The following is a 17,329-nucleotide window of genomic DNA, read 5'->3' on the forward strand; positions in this document are numbered from 1 at the left end:
GCCGCAACGGTCAGTGATACCAACAAAAAAGAGCGCCAATGGGCGCTCTTTTTTATTGTGAGGGTGGCGGTTACTTGGCCACTCTGTCGTGCGAGATCATTTGACCTCTTCGCCCTTGGCTTGCAGATCAGCATGGTAGGAGGAGCGAACGAAAGGACCGCAGGCGGCGTGGGTAAAGCCCAGCTCCATAGCGACATCTTTCAGCTCGTCAAACTCTGCGGGCGGCACGTAGCGCTTGACCGGCAGGTGGTGGCGGCTCGGCTGCAGATACTGACCCAGGGTCAGCATGTTGACGCCGTGGGCGCGCAGATCCTTGAGCACCTCGACGATCTCTTCGTTGGTCTCGCCAAGGCCCATCATCAGACCGGATTTGGTCGGTACGTGGGGGTGCATCTCCTTGATGCGGCGCAGCAGCTCCAGCGACCACTTGTAGTCGGCACCCGGGCGGGCGACGCGATACATGCGCGGTGCGGTTTCCAGGTTGTGGTTGAAGACGTCCGGCGGGGTCTCGCGGAACACCTCAAGGGCCTGCTCCATCCGGCCACGGAAATCCGGAGTCAGGATCTCGATGCGGGTCTGCGGGCTGTGCTCGCGGATCTCGCGGATGCAGTCGGCGAAGTGCTGGGCACCGCCGTCGCGCAGATCGTCGCGGTCCACCGAGGTGATCACCACATACTTGAGGTTCATCTCCTTGATGGTCAGCGCCAGCTTCTTCGGCTCTTCCGGATCGAGTGCCAGCGGGCGGCCGTGGGCCACGTCGCAGAAGGGGCAGCGACGGGTGCAGATGGCGCCCATGATCATAAAGGTGGCGGTGCCGTGGTTGAAGCACTCCGCCAGGTTGGGGCAGGAGGCCTCTTCACAGACCGAGTGCAGCTTGTTCTTGCGCAAGGTGCTCTTGATGTGTTCGATCTTCTGGCTGGAGGGGGGCAGCTTGATCCGCATCCAGTCCGGCTTGCGAAGGAGTTCTTCGTTGGGATCCGGCATGAATTTCACCGGGATCAGGGCCATCTTGTCGCCATCGCGCAGCTTGACGCCCGGCTCCATACGAACGGGTTTGCTCATGATTCACTCTCGGTGTTTGTTATTGTTTGATAGCCAATCAGGCGGGCCAGTTCGGCCACCAGAATGGATTGCGCCTCGGCCACGCTTTGCGGGCCGCCCAGGGCGCTGGTCTGGGTCATGGCCATGCCCGCATAGCCGCACGGATTGATGTGCAGGAAGGGGGTCATGTCCATGTTGATGTTGAGGGCCAGCCCGTGGAATGAGCACCCCTTGCGGATGCGCAGACCCAGCGAGGCCAGTTTTGCCTCCATGCCAAGGTCATTTTTCACATAGACCCCGGGGGCATCGGCCTTGGCATAAGCCTGGATATCGCTTTTGGCGAGGGTATTGATGATGGCTGTCTCCAGCGCGGTCACCAGCTCGCGAACCGAGAATTTGCAGCGGCGGACATCCACCAGTACGTAGAGTACCAGCTGGCCCGGGCCGTGATAGGTCACCTGACCGCCGCGATCGCTCTGCACCACCGGGATATTGCCCGGATTGAGCAGGTGTTCGGCCTTGCCGGCCTGACCCTGGGTGTAGACGGGATCGTGCTCGACCACCCAGAACTCGTCCGGGGTATCGCTGGTACGGTTGTCGGTGAAGGCTTTCATGGCGTCCCATACCGGCTGGTAGGGGCGGCGACCCAGCTGCCTGACAATCAGGCTGGACTGGGCGGGGATCTGGGATGACATGGCGTCCTCGCGGCGTGCTGCGGCCAAAAACAGTCGCCCCGCAGAACGGGGCGAGAGAGAAATTACAGTACGTATTTCACCAGCTCGATCTTGCCAAGGGCGTGGTACATCGCTTCGATGTGCTCTTTGCTCTGGGCAGTCACGGTCACGCGGACCGAGTGGTAGTTGCCCTTGGAGCTGGGCTGGACTGTCGGGCTGTAGGTGCCGGGGGCGTGCTGCTGCAGCACTTCAACCACCATTTCCGGCAGTGCCGGGTCGGCAACGCCGAGTACCTTGAACGGGAATTTGCAGGGAAACTCCAGCAGTTCATCAAACTTGGTATTCATTTACTCACCTTTTGCGTCATCACCGGGATGACTTCATCTTGGATGGCTAGTGGCCGATGGCCCGTGGAGGCCGCCATTTCAAGTCTATATGGGCACGGCTCATAACTATATGGGCGCTGCCCGGACCGGGATCAAGGCCAGGATCGGTCAGACAAGGATGGAAGTGCTGCTTTTTACCACAAATCAGGGTAAGGCGGAACCTGCAGTTTACAGGGTTATTCACTGCCTTTGTCCGTCACAGACAGCAGCGGCGCCTGTTGGCGCCGCTGTTTGGTGAGGATTGTGCGTTGGATTACTTGAACCAGCTGGTGACCAGCAGTACCAGGTAGTCCCACAGACGGCTCATCAAGCCACCTTCCTGCACCTCTTCCAGGGCGACCAGCGGCACCTGCTTGATCTCTTTGTCACCCTGTTTCAGGAACACGGTACCGACGCGCTGACCCTTGGCCAGCGGCGCTTTCAGCTCGCTGTCGAGCTGGAAGTCAGCCTTCAGGTTGTTGCCCTGACCGCGGGTGACCAGCACGGAGACATCTTTGTCGACGCCCAGTTTCACTTCCGGTTTGTCGCCCATCCAGATCTTCTGGGTGACCAGCTCGGTGCCTGCCTTGTACGGGGTCAGGCTCTGGAAGAAGCGGAAGCCGTAGGTGAGCAGTTTTTTGCTCTCGGCGGCGCGGGAGGCTTCGCTGCTGGCGCCCAGTACCACGGCGATCAGGCGCATGCCTTCGTTGTTGGTGGCAGAGGAGACCAGGTTATAGCCGACCTGGCTGACGTGGCCGGTCTTGATGCCATCCACCTGCAGGGATTGATCCCACAGCAGGCGGTTGCGGTTGTGCTGGGTGATGCCGTTGAACACGAAGGATTTCTGGGAGTAGATCTTGTACTCCTCCGGCAGGTCGCGGATCAGCGCCTGACCCAGACGGGCCATGTCGTGAGCGGTACTGTAGTGACCTTCCGCATCCAGACCGTGCGGGTTCATGAAGTGGCTGTCGTTCATACCGAGCTTGGCGGCCCAGCTGTTCATCAGGCTGGCGAAGGAGTCGGTGCTGCCCGCCAGGAACTCGGCCATGGCGACGCAGGCATCGTTGCCGGACTGGATGATGATGCCCTTGTTGAGATCATCGACGGAGACCTGCTTGCCCACCTCGATAAACATCTTGGAGGAGTCAGAGTAGTTCTTGGACCAGGCGTTCTGGCTGATGGTCACCATGTCGGTGCGCTTGATGTTCCCCTTCAGCAGCTCCTGGCCGATGATGTAGGAGGTCATCATCTTGGTCAGACTGGCGGGCGGCAGACGCTCTTCGGCGTTCTGCTCGGCCAGCACCTGACCGGAGTAGTAGTCGATCAGAATATGGGCCTTGGCGGAGATCTCCGGCGCGGCGGGAACCACCATGGGCATGGCATTCGGGGTCGGTGTCGGCACCGGCGTATTGGCCTGGGCGGTTACGCTGATCAGTGAGGCCAGAAGAACTGAACGGGCAAATTTGGACATCTTGAAATTCCTGCGAGCCAGATGGGGATAAAATGCGGGCCTAACTATACCAGATGCGCCCGCAGGTTATAGCCTGAGATGGCGATCAGAACTGGTTTTTTATCCATCACTCCCTGTCATCACGCCATAAAACGACGTGATGACAGTGAGTAAGCGGTTAGTCACATCCGCAGCAAAAGGGGACGATCAGGGCACGATAAAGGCCTGTTCCAGCCCGCCCTGACGTACTTTTTCCAGCACACTTGCCTGCTGGTCGGCGGCGACCGGGCCAATCAGCACCCGGAAAATGGCGCCATGGGCATCGATTCGGTAGGGCACGCCGTAACGCTGGGTCATCACCTTGCCCATCGCCTCGGCCCGATCCCGGGAGCCGCTGGCCAGTACCTGGATCATCTTGCCATCACCACTGCTGGCGGGCGCTGCAGCCTTGGCTGGTGCTGGCTTGACTGGTGCCGCTTTGGCGGGCTTGGCGGCGGGAGCCTTGACGGGAGCCTTGACGGGAGCCGGATCGACGGCGGGAGTGGCCATCGCCAGTGCGGTTGGTTCACCCAAGAAGCCATCTTGCGACAGCGTGTTGGAGGCCGCAGCCGGAGTGGTCGGAGTCATTTCGATGGGCTTCATCGGCTCCATGATCACCATCTGATCCGGAGTGTCGCTGATCAGCTCCAGCCGTACTCGGGCCTCACCGCTGTCGACCATCTCCAGCTGCTTGGCCGCTGCGTAGGAGAGGTCGATCAGGCGCGGGCTGTTGAAGGGACCGCGATCGTTGACCCGCACTATGGTCTCCAGCCCGTTGTCCAGATTGGTGACCCTCACATAGCTCGGGATGGGCAGGTTGCGGTGGGCGGCACTGAACAGCTTGCTGTCCAGCACATCGCCGTTGGCGGTCTTCTGGCCGTCCAGATCCGGCGACAGCCAGCTGGCGGTGCCCTCTTCGCTGTAGTGTTTGATGTCGCGCCACACCTCGTGCTTCTGCTTGCCGATCCAGTAGTCCCGGTTGCCGCTGGCACTCAGGGGCTCGGGGCGCGGAATGGCGCCGGTGGCTTGCGGGATCTCGATAACGGGTGGCTTGCTGACCGGTGCTTGTGGCTCTACGGGGGCGCTCTGTTCCGGCTGGCTGCTACAGGCGGCCAGCAACAAGCTCAGGCTGAGCGGGAGGAGTTTGTGACGAAGATGCATACGCTTCCTGAATGGCTTGGCTAAGTTGATACACCGCCATCGCATAGAGTGGGCTGCGATTGTAACGGGTGATCACATAAAAGTTATGCCGTGCGACCCAGTATTCCGGTCCATCGGCTTGGGCAAACGCCAGCAACTTGACCGGCGTCTGTGGGGCCAGCGGCGTGGCGAGCTCAATCCCTGCCGCCGCCAGTTCTGACCACTGTTGTGTTAACTCGGGCTCAGGCCTGAGTAGAGGTTCGACTGCCATCAACCCGATCTGGGCGGGTTCCACCACGGATTCGCCCCAGCGCCACTGGTGGCTGGCAAAATAGTTGGCCACGCTGCCAATGGCATCGACCGGGTTGGCAAACAGATCCCGCTTGCCATCCCCGTCAAAATCGACGGCGTAGTGGCGGTAGCTGGAGGGCATGAACTGCCCCATCCCCATGGCGCCGGCATAGGAGCCCTTGAGGGTATCGAGTTGCCACCCTTCCTCTTTGGCCAGCACCACCAGCTGGGCAAACTCCTTGGCAAAGAAGTCGCTGCGCTCCGGGTAGTGGAACCCCAGGGTGTAGAGGCTATCGAGCACCGGATGACGGCCCATCTGGCGACCGTAGAAGGTCTCGACCCCTATGATGGCCACGATGAGCGAGGCGGGCACCCGATAGGTCTGCTCCGCGCGGGCCAGTGTCTCGGCATGTTGCTGCCAGAACTGCTGGCCGTCACGGATGCGATCCGGAGTAACAAACAGCGGCCGGTAGCGATGCCAGGGTTTGGCCTCCCACGGCTTGCTGATGGTGTCGAGCACCTCCTGCCGTAACTGGGCGCGGGCGACGGCAGCCTGCAATTCCGCCAGCGGCACCTGCTGCTGGTCGGCGAGCAGGGCCAACCGATCCGGCGCCACGGCGGCGGTCGCCATCGTGGTGGCGAGCGAGAGCAGCAATCCGGCCCGTTTCATCAGGCGAGCAGTCTTCTATGAGTCTGGATGGACATCAGGATACCAAAGCCGGCCATCAGGGTCACCATGGAGGTGCCGCCATAGCTCACCAGCGGCAGGGGTACCCCCACCACCGGCAAGATGCCGCTCACCATGCCCATGTTGACGAACACATAGACGAAGAAGGTGAGGGTGATGGCACCGCCCAGCAGCCGCTCGAAGCTGTTCTGGGCCTGCATCGAGATAAACAGGCAGCGGCTGATGACGTAGAGGTAGAGCACCAGCAGTAGGGCAACCCCTACCAGACCGAACTCCTCGCTGAATACTGCGAAGATAAAGTCGGTATGCCGTTCTGGTAAAAACTCCAGCTGGGATTGGGTCCCTTGCAGCCACCCCTTGCCGAAGACGCCGCCGGAGCCGATGGCAATCTTGGACTGGATGATGTGATAGCCGCGGCCGAGCGGGTCCTTCTCCGGATCGAGCAGCATCAGCACCCGCTGGCGCTGGTAGTCGTGCATCAGGAAGAACCAGAGTACCGGCATAAAGGCCAGCATCAGCAGGACCGCCAAGCCGATCAGCCACCAGCTGAGCCCCGCCAGGAAGATGACGAAGAAGCCGGAGGCGGCCACCAGAATGGAGGTGCCAAGGTCAGGCTGGGCGGCGATCAGCAGGGTGGGCAGCAGCACCATGATGAGGGCGATCACCACATGGCTGAACTTGGGTGGCAGCGAGTGGCGACTGAGCCAGGCGGCCACCATGATCGGCATGGAGAGCTTCATCACCTCGGAGGGCTGGAACTTCATAAAGCCCAGATCGAGCCAGCGCTGGGCCCCCTTGCCGATGTGGCCGAATACGTCCACCGCAATCAGCATCAGCACCACCACGGCGAACAGCGGCACCGACCAGCGGGCGTAGAGGGAGGGGGGCAGCTGGGCCAGGCCGATCATCAGGGCAAATGCGAGACCGCCGCGCACCAGCTGGCGCACGATGGAGTCCATATCCTGACCGGAGGCGGAGTAGAGCACCACCATGGAGAGGGTCATCACGGCCAGCAGACCGAGCAGCAGGGGCAAGTCGATATGCAGCTTGTACCAGATGCTCTGCTGGCGGGCAGAATTACTCATTGGGGGCGACCTCACTCGGTTGGGACGGCTTTTCCGGTGCCGGTGGCAGTTGCGGATCAGGGGGCAGCAGATAGGCATCCAGCATCTGGCGAGCAATGGGTGATGCAGCTCGACCACCACCACCTCCGATGGAGTTTTCCAGTACCAGAGCTACCACCGCTTTGGGTGCCTCGAAGGGGGCATAAGCAACGAACAAAGCGTTATCGCGATGCTCCGCCTTGACCGTCTTGATGTTGTAAACCTGATTTTCCTTCAAACCGACTACCTGGGCTGTGCCCGATTTACCGCCTGAGGAGTAAGGCGCCTTGGCAAACGAGTGACGGCCACTGCCTTCACTGCCATGGTTGACTCGCCACATCCCATCCTGCGCCACTTTCCAGAAGCTGTCGTTCTTGAGCTTGAGGGCGATATTGGGGTTGATGGGGGCATCGACCACCCCCGCCTGGGAGGCGGTGCTCTTGAGCAGGTGCGGGGTGACGTCGTGACCATTCTGGGTCAGGATGCTGATCGCTTTGGCCAGTTGGAGCGGGGTGGCGCTCCAGTAGCCCTGACCGATACCGACAGAGATGGTGTCACCCTGATACCAGGGCTGGCGCCAGCGGGCCATCTTCCAGTCACGGGACGGCATGACACCCTTGGTCTCTTCATAGAGATCGACCCCTGTGTACTGACCGAAGCCAAACTTGGTCATGTAGCTGTGGATCTTGTCGATGCCGACCCGATAGGCGAGATCGTAGAAATAGGTATCTGCCGAGACCTCGATGGCGCGATAGACGTCGAGCCAGCCATGACCCCAGCGGCGCCAGTCGCGAAACTTTTTGGTGGTACCGGGAATGGAGAAGCTCGGGCCGCCGAAATAGCGGTAGCCCGGGGTAATGGCCCCCTCGTTGAGACCCATGATGGACATCATGGGCTTGACGGTGGAGGCAGGGGCATAGATGCCCTGAGTGGTGCGGTTCACCAGTGGCCGCGCCGGATCGTTGAGCAGCGCCGAGTAGTTGGCGCTGGAGATGCCGGTCACGAACAGGTTGGGGTCATAGCTGGGGCTCGACTCCAGGGCCAGGATAGCGCCGGTTTTCGGGTCCATCATCACGATGGCTCCGCGCTGGCCAGCCAGCAGTTGCTGGGCCTTGAGCTGCATCCGGACGTCGATATTGAGGTAGATATCCTTGCCCGGAATAGGTGGCTGGAACTTGAGGGTGCGGACAATCCGGCCGCGGTTGTTCACCTCGACCTCCTGATAGCCCGCCACACCGTGCAGCTCATCTTCGTAATACTTCTCCACCCCCTGCTTGCCGATATCCTTGGTGGCCGCGTAGTTGGCGAGTTTTTCTTCCTTCTCGAGGCGCTCTACGTCACGGGTGTTGATCTTGGCCACATAGCCCAAAGCATGGGTGAGGGTGTCACCAAACGGGTAGTAGCGCTTGAGGTAGGCCTCGATGCTGGCGCCCGGGTAGTTATGCTGATTGACCGAGAAGAGGGCCACCTGATATTCGGTCAGCTTCTCGTAGAGGGCGACCGGCTTGAAGCGGCGCTGGCGCTTCACTTCGGCGAGGAACTTCTCCTTGGTGCCTTCCGGCAGACCCAGCAGGGTGATTAGCTGGTCGGCGGTTTTTTCGAGATCTTTGGTCTCTTCCGGCACGATTTCCAGACTGTAGACCGGGCGGTTTTCCGCCAGCAGCACACCGTTGGTGTCATAGATGAGGCCCCGTGGCGGCGCCACCGGTACCACGCGGATGCGGTTGGAGTTGGAGCGAGTCTGGTAGGTGTCGTAGGACTCGACCTGCAGATAATAGAGATTGCCCAGCAGCACCAGCATCAGCACGACGATGCCGATGTAGGCTACCAGGGTGCGCCGGAAGAACAGATTGCCCTCGGCACTGTGATCGCGCATTTCGATGCGTTGTTTCAGCATGCCTTTACCTCAAGACCCTTGGGGGCAATAAGAGCAGGAACTGCATTGTTCACTCTCTGTGATAGGGGTGAATATGAGAGGTGAGACTCCAGAGACGCATGGCTCACTCTCTATGATACGGATGATTGGTGGTGATGCTCCAGGCCCGATAGAGGCTCTCGGCCACCAGCACCCGGACCAGCGGATGGGGCAGGGTGAGCGGTGACAGTGACCAGCTCTGTTCGGCGGCAGCTTTGCACTCGGGGGACAAGCCTTCCGGCCCGCCTACCAGCAGCGCGACATCGCGGCCATCGAGTTTCCACGCCTCCAGCTGGGTCGCCAGCTGCTCCGTGGTCCAGGGCTTGCCCGGAATGTCGAGGGTGACGATGCGCGAGCGCCCCGCAGCCGCCAGCATGGCTTCCCCTTCCTTCTGCAGGATGCGCGGAATGTCGGCATTTTTGCCCCGCTTGCCTGCGCCAATCTCGACGAGTTCAAACGGCATGTCTTTGGGGAAGCGGCGACGATACTCTTCGAAGCCATGCTCTACCCAGGCGGGCATCTTGGTGCCCACCGCAATCAACTGGATCTTCATGGTCGTTACACTTGTGCTCTTATTGCGTATTCATTTGAGCGGCACCGCTCCACAGCTTTTCCAGTTGGTAGAAGTCACGGTGTTCATCCTGCATCACATGCACGATCACCGAGCCCATATCTACCAGCACCCATTCACCGCTCAGTTGCCCTTCCACGCTCAGCAGATCCAGACCCGCGTGGCGGGCCTCGCTGGCCAGATGGTGGGCAATGGCGCTGACGTGACGACTGGAGTTGCCGGAACAGATGATCATGGTGTCAGTAATGCTGGATTTGCCGCGTACATCGAGGGTGATGATGTCGCGGCCTTTCATGTCATCGATCTTGTCGATGATAAAGGCATGCAATTCTTGGCCTTGCAATGAGTCTCTCCTGTATTCCGGCGCGCAGCGTTTGCGTCAGGGCGGCGGATTATATCATGGTCACTCCCGTTTCCCATCGGGTGGGGCGGGATTACGACAGGGGCTAGCGGCGGTTGGCGCGGTAGAGCCCCTGTTGATCAATATAGTGCGCAACCGACTCGGGCAAGAGGTAGCGGGTGTCTTGTCCCGCATCCAGCAAGGCCCGCAGTCGGGTGGCTGACAGTTCGATGGGCTGGTTGTCCGCCAGCCAGATATGACCGGCCAGACGCAGATGCAGCGCGTTGGCATCCGTGGTGTGATGGCGCGCCAGCAACTGCGCCACCTCGGCCGGATAATCCGGTTGCCAGCCCGGCCGTACGTTCACCACCAGATGGGCATAGTCGAGCAGCTCCTGCCAGCGGTGCCAGCTTGGCAGGCTCAGCAGGGAATCCATCCCCATCAGAAAACAGAGCGGGGTATCGGGCAGTTCACGACGCAGCTCGATCAGGGTATCGATGGTGTAAGAGGGCTTGTCCCGTCTCAGCTCCCGCTCATCCACCACAAAGTGGTGGTTCTCCGCTGCCGCCAGTTTGACCATGGCGAGACGCTGTTCGCTGGAGCAGAACGGATTGGCACGGTGGGGCGGGATATGGTTCGGGATCAGCCGCATCTCGGCCAGCCCGAGGGCATCGCGCGCCTCGATGGCCGGGCGCAGATGACCGATATGGATGGGGTCGAAGGTGCCGCCAAGCAAACCGACAGGCGCCTTCAGCATGGCGCACTCTCCATCACCAGCGGCAGCGGGGTGCCATCACGAAAGCCGAGGGCAATGGTCTGCAGCATCAGCCACGCCTGCTCGGTATCGAAGCGGCGCTGGGCATCGTCCAGCTGGGCCATCAGCTGCCACAGTTGCTGCAACTTGGCAAACGGCAGTCGGGTCAGTGCTTGCTGAATGAGCTGCTGGCGGCTCTGCCAGATGCGCAGGCGGCTGAAGTGCTCACCCAGCGGCTGGCCGTTGCGCATCGCCAACGACAGCTCGGTCAGCTGCTCCAGCTCGCGGCAGAGGGTCCAGGCCAGCATCCCTGGCTCGGTACCTTCGGCCCGCAGAGCGGCCAGAATGCGCTGGGCCCGGTTCACCTTGCCCTCCAGCAGGGTATCGACCAGCTGGAACGGGGTGAAGTGGGCGTGGCGGATAATGGTCTCTTGCAGATAGGTGACGCTGATGGGCTGGGGCGGCGAGAGCAGGGTCAGCTTCTCGATCTCCTGACTGGCGGCCAGCAGGTTGCCCTCGTAGGAGTGACACATGAAGTTGATGGCATCCGGCAGCGCCTTGAGGCCGAAACGCGCAAAGCGGGCGCTCATCCAGCGGGGGAAGAACTTGGGCTCCGGATGGTTGACCGGCACATAGGTGCCAATCTGGTAGAGCTTGTCGAACCAGGCTGCCTTCATCTGGGTCTGGTTGAGGCGACCGCCACTCAGCACCAGCAGCAGGTCGGGATGAAGCTGCTTGCCAATTTCGCTGATGCGGGCAGCGAGATCCTTGTCCACCTTGGCGGGCAGCTCCAGCTCGATGATCTGGCGGGCGGAGAAGAGGCTCATCGCCTGACAGGCATCGTAGACCTGATTCCAGTCCAGCCCCTGTTCCACCACGAAGGTGTGGCGCTCATCGAAACCCTGCTTGCGGGCGACCTGACGGATGGCATCGATGGCCTCCAGTCGCAACAGGGGCTCGTCGCCAAAAACGAGATAGCAGGGCCGAAGCCCTGCTTTGAGGTGGTCGCCAAATTGTTCCGGGTAGATCCGCATCAGAAGCTGACCTGACTCAACTGCCGGATCACCTGATTGGCCGCCTGCTCCTGCATTTCGCGGTTGAGCTGCTCCTGCTCACGGGAGGAGGCGAGCGCTGCATCCGGCTTGTTGAGGAAGCTGCGGTTGAAGTTGATGGGGAAGACCTGAGTTGGCTTGCCCGGTACCGAGATAGTGAACTGGGTACCAAAGCCCAGCACATATTCGGTGTCCGTCCCCAGCGCGTTGACCGAGGCGACCTGACTGGTGCTGCCTACGCCGCCCAAAGTGAGCACCGGAATGCCCTCCTTGTCGGCCAGGGTCACGCCAGAGGCCTTCAGGCGGGTGGTGACCATCCGGTAGAAGTCGCTCTTGTTGTCGCCCACGACCTTCATGGTCATCAGCTCGCTCGGAATGCCGTTGCCGCGCATGTGAAAGCCGCAGCCTTGCAGCAGCAGACCAACCAGCACGATGGCCATCCAGCGGGTGAAGATGGTGCCCATAGAAAATCCTCTTTGCATTAAGGGAAAGCGGCGGGCGCAGGGCCCGCCGTTATCATCCGTTTGCTGTTACAGATTGGCAATGATCAGTTGGTAACCAATCAGTTGGCAGCCAATTAGTTAGCGACAATATTGAGCAGCTTGCCAGGTACATAGATCACCTTGCGCACGGTCAGCCCGTCGGTGAACTTCTGTACCGAGGCATCGGCCATCGCCAGCTTCTCGACGTCGGCTTGGCTGATCTCGGCCGGAACGGTCAGCTTGCCGCGCATCTTGCCGTTGATCTGCACCACTACCAGCTTCTCGGTCTCGACCATGGCCGCTTCATCGGCCACCGGCCAGGCTGCGTGATCGATGTCGTCGCCCTTGCCCAGCATCTTCCACAGCTCGAAGCCGATGTGCGGGGTGATGGGGTAGAGCATGACTACCACAGCTTCCAGCGCTTCCTGCATCAGGGCGCGGTCCTGCTCGTCGTTGCCCAGCTTGGAGAGATTGTTCATCAGCTCCATGATGGCGGCGATGGCGGTGTTGAAGGTCTGACGGCGACCCACGTCATCACTCACCTTGGCGATGGTCTTGTGCAGTTCACGGCGTACCGCTTTCTGCTCGTTGGTGAGAGCCGCTACATCGAGTGCGGCAACGGCGCCACCGGAGACGTGCTCGAAGGTGACGCGCCACAGGCGACGCAGGAAGCGCTGGGCACCCTCTACGCCGGAGTCGGACCACTCCAGGGTCATCTCGGCCGGGGAGGCGAACATCATGAACAGACGGACGGTATCGGCGCCATAACGCTCGACCATCAGCTGCGGGTCGATGCCATTGTTCTTGGACTTGGACATCTTGGTCATGCCGGAGTGCATTACCTCACGGCCTTCGTTGTCGATGGCCTTGGTGATGCGACCCTTCTCGTCACGCTCTACCTTGACGTCGGTCGGGCTGACCCAGACGTTGCCGCCCTTCTCGTCTTTGTAGTAGAAGGCGTCGGCAAGCACCATGCCCTGGCAGAGCAGGCGCTTGAACGGCTCGTCGCTGTTCACGAGGCCTGCGTCACGCAGCAGCTTGTGGAAGAAGCGGGCATAGAGCAGGTGCATACAGGCGTGTTCGATACCGCCGATGTACTGATCCACCGGCAGCCAGTGGTTGGCAGCCGCCGGATCCAGCATGCCCTTGTCGTAGTCCGGGGAGCAGTAGCGCGCGTAGTACCAGGAGGACTCCATAAAGGTGTCGAAGGTATCGGTCTCGCGGAACGCTTCCTGACCGTTGTAAGTGGTCTTGGCCCACTCGGCGTCGGCCTTGATCGGGCTCTGGATGCCGTCCATCACCACATCTTCCGGCAGCAGTACCGGCAGCTGGTCTTCCGGTGTCGGCACCACGGTACCATCAGCCAGGGTCAGCATCGGGATGGGGGCACCCCAGTAGCGCTGACGGGAGACGCCCCAGTCACGCAGACGGTAGTTGACGGTGCGCTTGCCCTTGCCGAGCCCTTCCAGCTTGCTGGCGATGGCATCGAAGGCGCCCTGGAAGTCGAGACCGTCAAACTCGCCGGAGTTGAACAGCACGCCTTTCTCGGTGTAAGCGGCTTCGCTCACGTCGACGTCGCCATCAACCGGCTTGATCACAGCCTTGATATCGAGGCCATATTTGGTGGCGAATTCGAAGTCACGCTGATCGTGGGCCGGAACCGCCATTACGGCGCCGGTGCCGTAGTTCATCAGCACGAAGTTGGCGACCCAGACCGGTACCTTGCGGCCATCCAGCGGGTGAATGGCGTAGAGGCCGGTGGCCATGCCTTTCTTCTCCATGGTGGCCAGCTCGGCTTCGGCTACCTTGGTGTTCTTGCACTCTTCGATGAAGGCGGCCAGCTCAGGATTGTTCTGGGCTGCTTGCAGCGCCAGCGGGTGACCGGCGGCGATACCCACATAGGTGACGCCCATGAAGGTGTCCGGACGGGTGGTGTAGACCTCCAGCTGATCAGCATGACCCTCGATATTGAAGCTGATGTTGACCCCTTCGGAGCGGCCAATCCAGTTGCGCTGCATGGTCTTGACCATCTCCGGCCAGCCTTCCAGATTGTCGATATCGCTGAGCAGCTCTTCGGCGTAGTCAGTGATCTTGATGAACCACTGGGGGATCTCTTTCTGCTCCACCGGGGTGTCACAGCGCCAGCAGCAGTTGTCGACCACCTGCTCGTTGGCCAGCACTGTCATGTCGTTCGGGCACCAGTTGACGGAGGAGGTCTTCTTGTAGACCAGACCCTTCTCGTAGAGCTTGGTGAAGAACCACTGTTCCCAGCGGTAGTAATCCGGTTTGCAGGTTGCGACTTCACGATCCCAGTCATAACCCAGACCCAGCATCTTCAGCTGGTTCTTCATGTATTCGATGTTTTCGTAGGTCCAGGGCGCCGGTGCGGTATTGTTTTTGATCGCGGCGTTCTCGGCCGGCAGACCGAATGCATCCCAACCTATGGGTTGCAGCACGTTCTTGCCATTGAGGCGTTGATAACGGGAGATCACATCACCTATGGTGTAGTTACGAACGTGCCCCATGTGTAGTCGACCAGACGGATAAGGGAACATGGACAGGCAGTAGAACTTCTCCTTGTCTACCTTCTCCACGGCCTTGAAGGTTTTCTTGGCATCCCAGTGCTTTTGCACTGCTGGTTCGATTGATTGGGGAACGTATTGCTCTTGCATTGGTGACATCCGGATCTGTGAAATGAATAGATAAATCAGCTGGGAAATCGCAATAGAATACCCATATCCTGCGGCGGCAACAACCGCCAGCGTCCCTTGGGCCTTAAGCCGGGCCAGATCAGGGTTTAGTAGAGGAGTTAGAGCCATGGACAAACGTCAAAAAGGGTACGAAGCCTTCATTGCCGAGCTGCAAAAACAGTGGCAAGAGACTGAAGAGTTCCAGGGGGAGCGCCTCAACCGGATGATTGCCAAGGTGCAGGCCTATCTGGAGGCTGCCAGCGACCTGACTCAGGACGAACTGGCGCTGATCGCCGAGTACGTGAAGCGTGATCTGGGCAACTATGACGAGGGGCGCCATGAGGATAGTGCGCAGGTGGAAGAGTCTGCCTTTATGCTGGCCCTCAAAGACACCGCGTGGTCCTGGCTGGCGGATGTGACCGACCGCGCCCAGGTGGAGTGGCGCGAGCTGGCCGACGAGCTGGAGCACAAGGGTGTTTACGAAGCGGGTGACTGGGTAGGGCTCGGGGTCATGGTGTGCGACCAGTGTGGCTGGCGCCATACCGTGCTACACCCACAGCAGCTCGATACCTGCCCCGAATGCGGCTGCGCCGAGTATCATCGCGAGCCGCTCTCGCCCTGAGTCATACCATCAATGTGGATGAGATATGTCTAGTCCTGAAATATGTTTACACATTTTCAACTAGCATTTCTCCACTCAGAACCTCCTATGTACCGCATCGGGGGTTCTGTATTTCAACGCATGATGCGGTCGCTCCTCGTTGTAAATATCCTGTAGTGGTCTAATCATCCCGGAGACCCTTTTAGGTGGTACAGTCGCCACCATGACCTGAGGTGTCCAATGACAAGATTACGTCGCTCATTTACTGCCGAATTCAAACTCGAAGCCGCATCCCTGGTGCTCGACCAGGGATATTCTGTCCCTGAAGCCAGCCGTTCACTGGATGTCGGTGAAACCGTACTGCGCCGCTGGGTTCAGCAACTGCAATCCGAACGCGGTGGTACAACCCCCACCGGAAAAGCACTGACTCCGGAGCAGTAAAAAATTCAGGAGCTGGAAGCCCGCATCAACCGGCTCGAGCGCGAAAAGGACATTCTAAAAAAGGCTACTGCTCTCTTGATGGCGGACGAGTTCACACGTACGCGCTGAATAGACCGATTAAGGGAGCAAGCCCCCATCACCTTGGTCTGCTGCGCTTTCGATGTTCCCACCTTCTGTTTTTACGATTATCTGGCTCGCAGGCGGACGATTAACCGTGAGCGCATGCAGCAACGCTTTGAGTTGCGCCGGTTGTTCAAAGCGAGCCGGAACTCAGCGGGCAGCCGTGCCTTGATGTCGATGATGCGGGAATTGGGGTATCAGATTGGTCGATTCAAAGTACGTAAGCTGATGAAGGAGGGCGGGTTAGCATCCAAACAGCCGGGCGTACACACGTTATAAGGTGGCACGGTCAGAACGACCGAATATACCCAATCTGCTGGCCCGCGAATTTGATGTCCAGCAACCCAATCAGGTGTGGTGTGGCGATATCACCTACGTCTGGGCCGGTGGTCGCTGGCATTACCTGGCAGCGGTTCTTGACCTGCACACCCGGCGGGTCGTGGGCTGGGCGATGTCTGACAAGCCTGATGCAGAGCTGGCCATCAAAGCACTGGAGATGGCCTATCAGCAGCGGGGTTGCCCATCCGGTGTGCTATTTCACTCCGACCAGGGCAGCCAATATGGTAGCCGGGCATTTCGGCAACGACTGTGGCGTTATCGCATGACCCAGAGCATGAGTCGGCGTGGAAACTGCTGGGATAACGCCCCGATGGAGCGACTGTTCAGGAGCCTGAAGTCAGAGTGGCTGCCGGCTATGGGATATATGAGCTTGCGAGAAGCGAAACGAGATATCAGTTATTACCTGATGGATTACTACAACTGGCGGCGTCCACATTGCCACAATGACGGGATGCCGCCAGCAAAAGCCGAAGATCGGCCTAACCAAGTGTCCGGGTTTAGTTGACCACTACACGTCTGGGCTGCACCAGCAGGCGGTGCTCGGCCAATATCCGAAACAGCCTGTCATGCCCTACCTTGAGCCCGCCATCCTCCTGACCCTGCAGCAGATAATGCAGCTTGCGAGTGCCCACCCGCGGTTGTCGCAGTCGAACCTGACGCACAAAGCGCACCACCTGCAGCCCTTGTGCATGGCGCTCGTCGGCGACCCGATTGCGCTTGTAGTAAGCCTGCCGGCTTATCCCCAGAAACAGGCAAGCCCTGACAATGGTCGGCCTCTCGACTTGCCGCTGCGAGAGGACTTGCCGGGTCGCATTTTTACGATGGAGACGCCGTAGTCGTTCTTCAGTACATCGACGACGGCCTCAAAGAACTGGGCTTTCTGACTCATCAGCGCCAGTTGCTGCTCGAGTTCCTTGATGCGCTGTTCGGGCGTCTGGTTGTCGGGGTCAGGCATGGTGATGCTCCTGCCGGCGCGTACAGAAGCCCCCTGGCTCCAATCTTGCCGACCATGTTTACGCAACCATACCAGAACGGTGGAGCTGCCCTGAATGCCATAACGCACCTGAGCCTGTTTGTAGGTGAGCTCGCCTTTTTCAATCTGCTCGACCAGTGCCAGTTTAAAAGTCAGCGAGTAATCGCGCTGTGTCCGTTTCACACCTTGTCCCATCGGGTTCTCCATTTATGTCGGGGAAAGGTGTAAACCATATTCAGGACGGGACAGTTGAATGAAGA

The 17,329-nt window shown here is 59.9% G+C and carries 15 protein-coding genes and 2 pseudogenes; 2 read left to right on the forward strand and 15 right to left on the reverse strand.

The window, feature by feature from the left end; all coding sequences use genetic code 11:
* Window positions 1-96: 96 nt before the first annotated feature.
* From lipA to leuS, 14 genes are all read right to left on the reverse strand, one after another.
* Window positions 97-1,062 carry a lipoyl synthase gene (gene lipA, locus I6L34_RS16240; RefSeq protein WP_005335190.1) on the reverse strand — a complete coding sequence of 322 codons (966 nt, stop codon included), beginning with the start codon at window positions 1,060-1,062 and terminating at the stop codon, window positions 97-99.
* The gene (gene lipB, locus I6L34_RS16245) at window positions 1,059-1,736 is read right to left on the reverse strand and encodes a lipoyl(octanoyl) transferase LipB (protein ID WP_040066806.1); all 678 of its coding nucleotides are present in this window, start codon (window positions 1,734-1,736) and stop codon (window positions 1,059-1,061) included. The genes lipA and lipB overlap by 4 nt, the downstream gene beginning before the upstream one ends.
* A gap of 62 nt (window positions 1,737-1,798) precedes the next feature.
* A complete protein-coding gene (gene ybeD / locus I6L34_RS16250; protein WP_005335178.1) occupies window positions 1,799-2,062 on the reverse strand; it encodes a DUF493 family protein YbeD in 264 nt (87 codons plus the stop codon).
* Between the two features lie 292 nt (window positions 2,063-2,354).
* On the reverse strand, window positions 2,355-3,551 hold the full coding sequence (locus tag I6L34_RS16255; RefSeq protein WP_005335176.1) for a D-alanyl-D-alanine carboxypeptidase family protein: 1,197 nt from the start codon (window positions 3,549-3,551) through the stop codon (window positions 2,355-2,357).
* 186 nt (window positions 3,552-3,737) lie between these two features.
* Window positions 3,738-4,730 (reverse strand): septal ring lytic transglycosylase RlpA family protein, encoded by a 993-nt coding sequence (locus tag I6L34_RS16260; protein ID WP_216954988.1) that lies wholly within the window; start codon window positions 4,728-4,730, stop codon window positions 3,738-3,740.
* Entirely contained in the window at window positions 4,672-5,670 is a 999-nt protein-coding gene (mltB, locus tag I6L34_RS16265) for a lytic murein transglycosylase B (protein ID WP_075115450.1), read from the reverse strand. Before mltB ends, I6L34_RS16260 begins: the two co-directional genes overlap by 59 nt.
* Window positions 5,670-6,773 carry a rod shape-determining protein RodA gene (gene rodA, locus I6L34_RS16270; RefSeq protein WP_005335170.1) on the reverse strand — a complete coding sequence of 368 codons (1,104 nt, stop codon included), beginning with the start codon at window positions 6,771-6,773 and terminating at the stop codon, window positions 5,670-5,672. Before rodA ends, mltB begins: the two co-directional genes overlap by 1 nt.
* Window positions 6,766-8,688: a penicillin-binding protein 2 gene (gene mrdA, locus I6L34_RS16275; protein ID WP_005335168.1), complete on the reverse strand. Its 1,923-nt coding sequence runs from the start codon at window positions 8,686-8,688 to the stop codon at window positions 6,766-6,768. Before mrdA ends, rodA begins: the two co-directional genes overlap by 8 nt.
* A 103-nt stretch (window positions 8,689-8,791) precedes the next feature.
* Complete coding sequence (rlmH, locus tag I6L34_RS16280; protein ID WP_005335166.1) at window positions 8,792-9,259, reverse strand: 23S rRNA (pseudouridine(1915)-N(3))-methyltransferase RlmH; 468 nt, start codon at window positions 9,257-9,259, stop codon at window positions 8,792-8,794.
* A 19-nt stretch (window positions 9,260-9,278) separates the two neighbouring features.
* Entirely contained in the window at window positions 9,279-9,620 is a 342-nt protein-coding gene (gene rsfS / locus I6L34_RS16285) for a ribosome silencing factor (RefSeq protein ID WP_005335165.1), read from the reverse strand.
* A 103-nt stretch (window positions 9,621-9,723) separates the two neighbouring features.
* The gene (nadD, locus tag I6L34_RS16290) at window positions 9,724-10,374 is read right to left on the reverse strand and encodes a nicotinate-nucleotide adenylyltransferase (RefSeq protein WP_075115451.1); all 651 of its coding nucleotides are present in this window, start codon (window positions 10,372-10,374) and stop codon (window positions 9,724-9,726) included.
* The gene (gene holA, locus I6L34_RS16295) at window positions 10,368-11,405 is read right to left on the reverse strand and encodes a DNA polymerase III subunit delta (RefSeq protein ID WP_075115452.1); all 1,038 of its coding nucleotides are present in this window, start codon (window positions 11,403-11,405) and stop codon (window positions 10,368-10,370) included. The genes nadD and holA overlap by 7 nt, the downstream gene beginning before the upstream one ends.
* Window positions 11,405-11,887, reverse strand: a complete 483-nt coding sequence (lptE, locus tag I6L34_RS16300) for an LPS assembly lipoprotein LptE (protein ID WP_075115453.1) — start codon at window positions 11,885-11,887, stop codon at window positions 11,405-11,407. Before lptE ends, holA begins: the two co-directional genes overlap by 1 nt.
* A gap of 113 nt (window positions 11,888-12,000) precedes the next feature.
* On the reverse strand, window positions 12,001-14,577 hold the full coding sequence (gene leuS, locus I6L34_RS16305) for a leucine--tRNA ligase (RefSeq protein WP_075115454.1): 2,577 nt from the start codon (window positions 14,575-14,577) through the stop codon (window positions 12,001-12,003).
* A 145-nt stretch (window positions 14,578-14,722) separates the two neighbouring features.
* On the opposite strand from leuS, the gene I6L34_RS16310 reads away from it, so the two are divergent.
* Window positions 14,723-15,217, forward strand: a complete 495-nt coding sequence (locus I6L34_RS16310) for a zinc ribbon-containing protein (protein ID WP_058059281.1) — start codon at window positions 14,723-14,725, stop codon at window positions 15,215-15,217.
* A 219-nt stretch (window positions 15,218-15,436) separates the two neighbouring features.
* Window positions 15,437-16,601, forward strand: a pseudogene (locus I6L34_RS16315) (IS3 family transposase).
* 7 nt (window positions 16,602-16,608) lie between these two features.
* Here I6L34_RS16315 and I6L34_RS16320 read toward each other — a convergent pair.
* A pseudogene (locus I6L34_RS16320) lies at window positions 16,609-17,264 on the reverse strand (IS3 family transposase); the annotation flags it as partial.
* Between the last annotated feature and the right edge of the window lie 65 nt (window positions 17,265-17,329).

This window comes from Aeromonas sp. FDAARGOS 1404 (assembly GCF_019047085.1).
GTDB classification, from domain to species: Bacteria; Pseudomonadota; Gammaproteobacteria; order Enterobacterales; family Aeromonadaceae; genus Aeromonas; species Aeromonas veronii.

What these genes read in the sequence shown, in the direction of transcription:
- lptE (WP_075115453.1), bottom strand. Translation starts at nt 11,887, where the DNA reads ATGGGCACCATCTTCACCCGCTGGATGGCCATCGTGCTGGTTGGTCTG.
- I6L34_RS16310 (WP_058059281.1), top strand. Translation starts at nt 14,723, where the DNA reads ATGGACAAACGTCAAAAAGGGTACGAAGCCTTCATTGCCGAGCTGCAA.
- mrdA (WP_005335168.1), bottom strand. Translation starts at nt 8,688, where the DNA reads ATGCTGAAACAACGCATCGAAATGCGCGATCACAGTGCCGAGGGCAAT.
- lipB (WP_040066806.1), bottom strand. Translation starts at nt 1,736, where the DNA reads ATGTCATCCCAGATCCCCGCCCAGTCCAGCCTGATTGTCAGGCAGCTG.
- rlmH (WP_005335166.1), bottom strand. Translation starts at nt 9,259, where the DNA reads ATGAAGATCCAGTTGATTGCGGTGGGCACCAAGATGCCCGCCTGGGTA.
- ybeD (WP_005335178.1), bottom strand. Translation starts at nt 2,062, where the DNA reads ATGAATACCAAGTTTGATGAACTGCTGGAGTTTCCCTGCAAATTCCCG.
- I6L34_RS16255 (WP_005335176.1), bottom strand. Translation starts at nt 3,551, where the DNA reads ATGTCCAAATTTGCCCGTTCAGTTCTTCTGGCCTCACTGATCAGCGTA.
- nadD (WP_075115451.1), bottom strand. Translation starts at nt 10,374, where the DNA reads ATGCTGAAGGCGCCTGTCGGTTTGCTTGGCGGCACCTTCGACCCCATC.
- leuS (WP_075115454.1), bottom strand. Translation starts at nt 14,577, where the DNA reads ATGCAAGAGCAATACGTTCCCCAATCAATCGAACCAGCAGTGCAAAAG.
- mltB (WP_075115450.1), bottom strand. Translation starts at nt 5,670, where the DNA reads ATGAAACGGGCCGGATTGCTGCTCTCGCTCGCCACCACGATGGCGACC.
- rodA (WP_005335170.1), bottom strand. Translation starts at nt 6,773, where the DNA reads ATGAGTAATTCTGCCCGCCAGCAGAGCATCTGGTACAAGCTGCATATC.
- lipA (WP_005335190.1), bottom strand. Translation starts at nt 1,062, where the DNA reads ATGAGCAAACCCGTTCGTATGGAGCCGGGCGTCAAGCTGCGCGATGGC.
- I6L34_RS16260 (WP_216954988.1), bottom strand. Translation starts at nt 4,730, where the DNA reads ATGCATCTTCGTCACAAACTCCTCCCGCTCAGCCTGAGCTTGTTGCTG.
- holA (WP_075115452.1), bottom strand. Translation starts at nt 11,405, where the DNA reads ATGCGGATCTACCCGGAACAATTTGGCGACCACCTCAAAGCAGGGCTT.